This window comes from Rhizobium sp. UFLA01-1127, assembly GCF_059803845.1.
On the sequence record NZ_JAUQTZ010000231.1, the window covers coordinates 1 to 5,160 of the forward strand.

Annotated in this window: 7 protein-coding genes; 2 read left to right on the forward strand and 5 right to left on the reverse strand. The window is 60.5% G+C overall.

Features of this window, described 5'->3' with window-relative positions:
* Window positions 1-158, forward strand: a 158-nt coding sequence (locus Q4Q11_RS30720; protein ID WP_498571851.1) for a DUF2585 family protein, incomplete at its 5' end; no start/stop codon positions are given.
* Between the two features lie 120 nt (window positions 159-278).
* On the opposite strand, the gene Q4Q11_RS30725 is transcribed toward Q4Q11_RS30720, so the two are convergent.
* From Q4Q11_RS30725 to ccmA, 5 genes are all read right to left on the reverse strand, one after another.
* Window positions 279-878 (reverse strand): DsbE family thiol:disulfide interchange protein, encoded by a 600-nt coding sequence (locus Q4Q11_RS30725; RefSeq protein WP_498571848.1) that lies wholly within the window; start codon window positions 876-878, stop codon window positions 279-281.
* Window positions 875-1,048: a heme exporter protein CcmD gene (ccmD, locus tag Q4Q11_RS30730; protein WP_112504582.1), complete on the reverse strand. Its 174-nt coding sequence runs from the start codon at window positions 1,046-1,048 to the stop codon at window positions 875-877. Before ccmD ends, Q4Q11_RS30725 begins: the two co-directional genes overlap by 4 nt.
* A gap of 1 nt (window position 1,049) precedes the next feature.
* Window positions 1,050-1,811 (reverse strand): heme ABC transporter permease, encoded by a 762-nt coding sequence (locus Q4Q11_RS30735; protein ID WP_113214868.1) that lies wholly within the window; start codon window positions 1,809-1,811, stop codon window positions 1,050-1,052.
* Window positions 1,812-1,984: 173 nt separating this feature from the next.
* Window positions 1,985-2,644: a heme exporter protein CcmB gene (gene ccmB, locus Q4Q11_RS30740; protein ID WP_112504578.1), complete on the reverse strand. Its 660-nt coding sequence runs from the start codon at window positions 2,642-2,644 to the stop codon at window positions 1,985-1,987.
* 340 nt (window positions 2,645-2,984) lie between these two features.
* Window positions 2,985-3,632 (reverse strand): heme ABC exporter ATP-binding protein CcmA, encoded by a 648-nt coding sequence (gene ccmA / locus Q4Q11_RS30745; protein ID WP_498571849.1) that lies wholly within the window; start codon window positions 3,630-3,632, stop codon window positions 2,985-2,987.
* A 262-nt stretch (window positions 3,633-3,894) separates the two neighbouring features.
* Here ccmA and Q4Q11_RS30750 point away from each other — a divergent pair.
* Window positions 3,895-5,160 (forward strand): aconitase family protein (locus tag Q4Q11_RS30750; protein ID WP_498571850.1); only part of this gene is annotated, 1,266 nt, incomplete at its 3' end.

Genomic DNA, 5,160 nt, shown 5'->3' on the forward strand with positions numbered 1-5,160 from the left:
TCCTGCTCGCCTGGCGTGCGCCGGTGCTGGTGACGGTCGCCATCGCCATCTTCTTCGAGCTGCTCACGGGCTATCTGATCCGCGATAATCTCACGCTCAACGTGCTGATGCTGGTGTGCCCGATCGATGCGATCAAGACGTGGCAGGGCGGGATTTGATCTTAACCCTCGCCCCGGCGGAAAAATGCCTTTTGCTTGTTGCTCAGGCCCTTCGTTGCTTCGCTTATCGGCCCCTTCATCTGCCCTTCGGGCATCTTCTCCCCGAGGGGAGAAGGAGTTTTAGTGCGACGCCTTCGCTATGGCCGGATAGAGCCCTTCCTTCAGGCTGGTCGGTGTGAAGGGGCCGACCTGCTTGTAGAGGATCGTGCCGTCGGCGGAGACGAGATAGGATTCCGGAATGCCGTAAACGCCCCAGTCGATGGCGGCGGTGCCGTTCGGGTCGATGCCGATGGCGTTGTAGGGATTGCCGAGTTCGCCGAGGAAGCGGAGCGCGTTCTCGCCCGTGTCCTTGTAATTGATCGCCACGATGTTGAGCTCACCGCTCTTGGCGAGTTCCTTCAGCACCGGATGTTCGTCACGGCAGGGGATGCACCAGGAGGCGAAGACGTTGACCAGCGTCAGCTTGCCCTTGATCGCGTCATCGGTCAGCGCCGGCAGGTTGGAGCCCTCGAGAGGCGCGAGCGCGAGTTTCGGCGCCTTGGTGCCGATCAGAGCCGAAGGAATGGCCGAAATGTCGGTGCCGTGCACTTCCTGGTCATACATGACCTTGCCGACGGCAAAGGCGATGCAGGCGAAGACGACCAGCGGGATGAGCGCCAGCAGATAGCGTGCGGTGCCGCTGGATTTCGGCTGATCCTTATTGCCGGTATCGGCAGTCATTTCGTCTCGCTTTCGGACGCGCGCTGCGAGCGACGGCGGATGCCGGAGGCTTCCAGGGCGGCCAGTTCGCGACGGCGCAGACGTCCGTCGATCCATGTCCAGGCGATGATGGCGAGGATCATGACGGCGGCAAAGCAGTAGGAGCCGAAGACGTAGAAGGGATGCGTCATGCTATTCCTCCCGGCTCGCCATGCGCGCGGCCATGCGGCGCTGCGCGGTGATACGGCGACGCCAGATCTCGTTGCGGATCGCCATCAGGTGCAGCGTGAAGAACAGCAGCGTGAAGGCGAGCGCCATGGTGAATAGCGGCCACAGGAATTCCGCGTCGATGGCAGGGCCATCCATGCGCATGATGCTTTCCGATTGATGCAGCGTGTTCCACCAGTCGACTGAGAATTTGATGATCGGGATATTGACGAAGCCGACCAGCGTCAGGATGGAGGCGACGCGGGCAGCCTTGGACGGATCGTCCATGGCGCGGTTCAGCGCGATCAGGCCGAGATACATCAGGAAGAGGATGAAGACCGAGGTCAGGCGCGCATCCCAGACCCAATAGGTGCCCCACATCGGCTTGCCCCAGAGCGAGCCTGTCACCAACGCGATCAGCGTGAAAGCGGCGCCGAGCGGGGCGGCCGTCTTGCCGGCGACATCGGCGAGCGGATGGCGCCAGACGAGCGTGCCGATCGCCGACATGCTCATGATCGTGTAGCACATCATGGAGAGCCAGGCGGCCGGTACATGGATATACATGATGCGGACGGTATCGCCCTGCTGGTAATCGCCTTCGGTCGTAAAGGACAGATAGAGGCCGATTGCGAAAAGCACGGCCGAGATGACCGCCAGCCAGGGAATGAGACGCGCCGAAAACGCCAGAAACCGCGTGGGATTGGCGAGGTCTGAAAATCGGCTGATCGCGTGGCTGATATCGCTCATGCGGCTTGTTTACCCCGATATGGCTTTTCCGGCAATCGACCGCATTGTCTCAGATCGACGAAACAGTATCTCCGTGAGAGCCTTTCCGCTTTCTTCGAATCGCAAAAACGCTCTATCGCTTTGTTCTTGCCCAATTCCGGACGGAAAACCGTACTTTCCCAGAAGCGCTTTGATCAATCAGTCGTGTTCCGCAAGGCAAGGGCGGCGGCGACAGGGCCGAGCACGGCGAAGAATAAAGTGAGCGCCATCAGGATCAGGAACGGCGGCAGGAAAGGCTGCGGCCCTTCGACTGCGGCATAGGTGGCGCTGACGCCGAAGATCAGCACGGGTATGGTCAGCGGCAGCACGAGAATGGAGACCAGCAGCCCGCCGCGCGGCAGCGCCACGGCCACGGCGGCACCGACCGCGCCGATAAAGGTGATCGCCGGCGAGCCGACGAGCAGGGTGAGCGCTGTCGCACCAATCGCCGTCTCGTTCATATTCATGAAAAGGCCGAGCAGGGGTGAGGCGATGACGAGCGGCAGGCCGGTCGCCACCCAATGCGCCGCGCATTTGATGAAGACCGTCAGCACCAGCGGCGTTTCCTGCATGACGAGCAGATCGAGCGAACCGTCGTCGCGTTCGGCCTGGAACAGGCGGTCGAGGCCGAGAAGGCTCGCAAGCAGCGCGCCGATCCAGACGATCGCCGGGCCGATGCGCGAGAGAAGCTTCAGGTCCGGACCGACGCCGAAGGGAATGACGGCGACGACGGTGAGGAAAAAGAGAATGCCGATCAGCGCTCCGCCGCCGGCGCGCACCGAAAGTCTGAGGTCGCGGAGGAAAAGGGCGGTCATGCGCGATGACTTTCAAATTGTGTGGGGAAGTTGCCTTTCGCCCGGCTCAAGGTGCGAGAAGCCTTGGCTTCTCGCCACCCCCCTCTGCCCCTTTGGGGCATCTCCCTCACAAGGGGGGAGATCGGTAGCTCGCTGTTCACTCGGCGCCAAGCAACGATGCTCGATACTCGCAGATAATATCGAGGTTGCTTTGGGTATGTAGCTGCCTCGCATGATCTCCCCCCTTGTGGGGGAGATGTCACGATAGTGACAGAGGGGGGTAACTCATCGCACAGCGATGAGTTTTTTCGAAGTGACAGAAGGGGGTAACGAAGGTGCGGCATAAGAGGAAATAGCTGCATCATCCCCACACTCCCTCACTCACCCCCGCAAACCCCGTCATCCGCATCTCCTGCACCTTCTCCAACCCCAGCGGCTGGTGCGTCGCGGCAAGTACGATGCCGCCATTCTTCTGATGGGCAGTGATCAGGCCGGCGAAAAGCCGGTCGGCGGAGCTGTCGAGCGCTGCCGTCGGCTCGTCGAGAATCCAGATGGGACGGTAGGCAACGAGGAGCTTGGCGAAAGCGATTCGCCGCTGCTGGCCGGCGGAGAGGTAGCCGAAAGGCAGATGCACGATGCCGGCAAGCCCGACGGCATCGGCCGCTTCATCGATATCCAGGCCGAAACCGTCTTGCATGTCGCCGAGGAATGTTTTCCAGAAGGTAAGATTTTCCGCGACGGTCAGCTCCGACTTCATCGCATTGCGGTGACCGAGGTAGTGGCTGGCTTCCCCGGCCGGCCGGCCTGATTCGCCGTCCTTTCCGGTGAATGTGACACGGCCTTTTTCCGGTCTCAGAAGGCCTGCTACGACGCGCAGAAGCGTCGATTTTCCCGAGCCGTTGCGGCCGGTCAGGACGAGGGCATCTCCATCAGTCAAGTTGAAGGAAACATTCAAGAAAATCAGGTCTTCGCCCCGCCTTGCCGCCAGATTTTCAGCGCTTAGATGCATTCGCTCAGGCTTTCCTTATTTCTTTACCGCAGCGCGCAAAAAATTGTCCAAATTTGCGCTTTGTCACTCTGGCAAGTCTTTACGAAATTATCTATAAGACCTGCAACCACGCCAGCGGTCGGCGTGAATTTCATCCTTGCGCCGAACATAAGGTTTTCTGCCTTACGTGCGGACAGCGGAAATGGCCGCACCCGCATCCTGATGTGCATAAAGTGCATAGGCGTTCGCACGACTGTGTTGGCTATCAGAAACGGGGTATCTCGTGTCTAAATCTCTTGACAGTTTCAATTGTCGTTCCACGTTGACCGTGGGCGGGAAAGACTATGTTTATTTCAGCCTGCCCAAGGCCGAAGCCAATGGTCTGCCCGGCGTTTCCAAGCTGCCCTATTCCATGAAGGTGCTGCTGGAAAACCTGCTGCGTTTTGAAGACGGGCAGTCGGTCACGAAGGACCATATCCTTGCCGTCGCCGAATGGCTGACCAACAAGGGCACCGTCGAGAACGAAATCGCCTATCGTCCGGCACGCGTGCTGATGCAGGACTTCACCGGCGTTCCCGCCGTCGTCGACCTTGCCGCCATGCGCGACGCGATGGTTTCCCTCGGCGGCGATCCGGAAAAGATCAATCCGCTCGTTCCCGTCGATCTCGTCATCGACCACTCCGTCATCGTCGACGAATTCGGCACGCCGCAGGCTTTCGCCAAGAACGTCGAGCTGGAATACCAGCGCAACGGCGAGCGCTACCGCTTCCTGAAGTGGGGTCAGCAGGCATTCAAGAACTTCCGCGTCGTTCCTCCGGGCACCGGCATCTGTCACCAGGTGAACCTCGAGTACCTCGGCCAGACCGTCTGGACCAAGGAAGAAGACGGCGAAACGATCGCTTATCCCGACACCTGCGTCGGCACCGATTCGCACACGACCATGATCAACGGCCTCGGCGTTCTCGGCTGGGGCGTTGGCGGTATCGAAGCTGAAGCCGCGATGCTCGGCCAGCCGGTCTCCATGCTGCTTCCGGAAGTCATCGGCTTCAAGCTCACCGGCAAGCTCAAGGAAGGCGTTACCGCGACCGACCTCGTTCTGACCGTCGTGCAGATGCTGCGCAAGAAGGGCGTCGTTTCCAAGTTCGTCGAATTCTTCGGCCCAGGCCTCGACAACATGCCGCTCGCCGACCGCGCCACCATCGGCAATATGGGTCCGGAATACGGCGCGACCTGCGGCTTCTTCCCGGTCGACAAGGAAACGCTGCACTATCTCAACATGTCCGGCCGCGCCAAGGACCGCATCGCGCTCGTCGAAGCCTATTCCAAGGCTCAAGGGATGTGGCGCGACAATGACGGTTCCGACCTCGTCTTCACCGACACGCTGGAACTTGACCTCAACGACGTCGTGCCGTCGATGGCTGGCCCGAAGCGTCCGGAAGGCCGTATCGCGCTGGAAAACATCGCATCCGGCTTCGCAACCTCGCTCGACACCGAATACAAGAAGCCCGGCCAGCTTTCCAACCGCTATGCGGTCGAAGGCACGGATTTC

Coding starts and splice junctions, on each gene's coding strand:
- Q4Q11_RS30725 (WP_498571848.1), bottom strand. CDS start 878: ATGACTGCCGATACCGGCAATAAGGATCAGCCGAAATCCAGCGGCACC.
- ccmD (WP_112504582.1), bottom strand. CDS start 1,048: ATGACGCATCCCTTCTACGTCTTCGGCTCCTACTGCTTTGCCGCCGTC.
- Q4Q11_RS30735 (WP_113214868.1), bottom strand. CDS start 1,811: ATGAGCGATATCAGCCACGCGATCAGCCGATTTTCAGACCTCGCCAAT.
- ccmB (WP_112504578.1), bottom strand. CDS start 2,644: ATGACCGCCCTTTTCCTCCGCGACCTCAGACTTTCGGTGCGCGCCGGC.
- ccmA (WP_498571849.1), bottom strand. CDS start 3,632: ATGCATCTAAGCGCTGAAAATCTGGCGGCAAGGCGGGGCGAAGACCTG.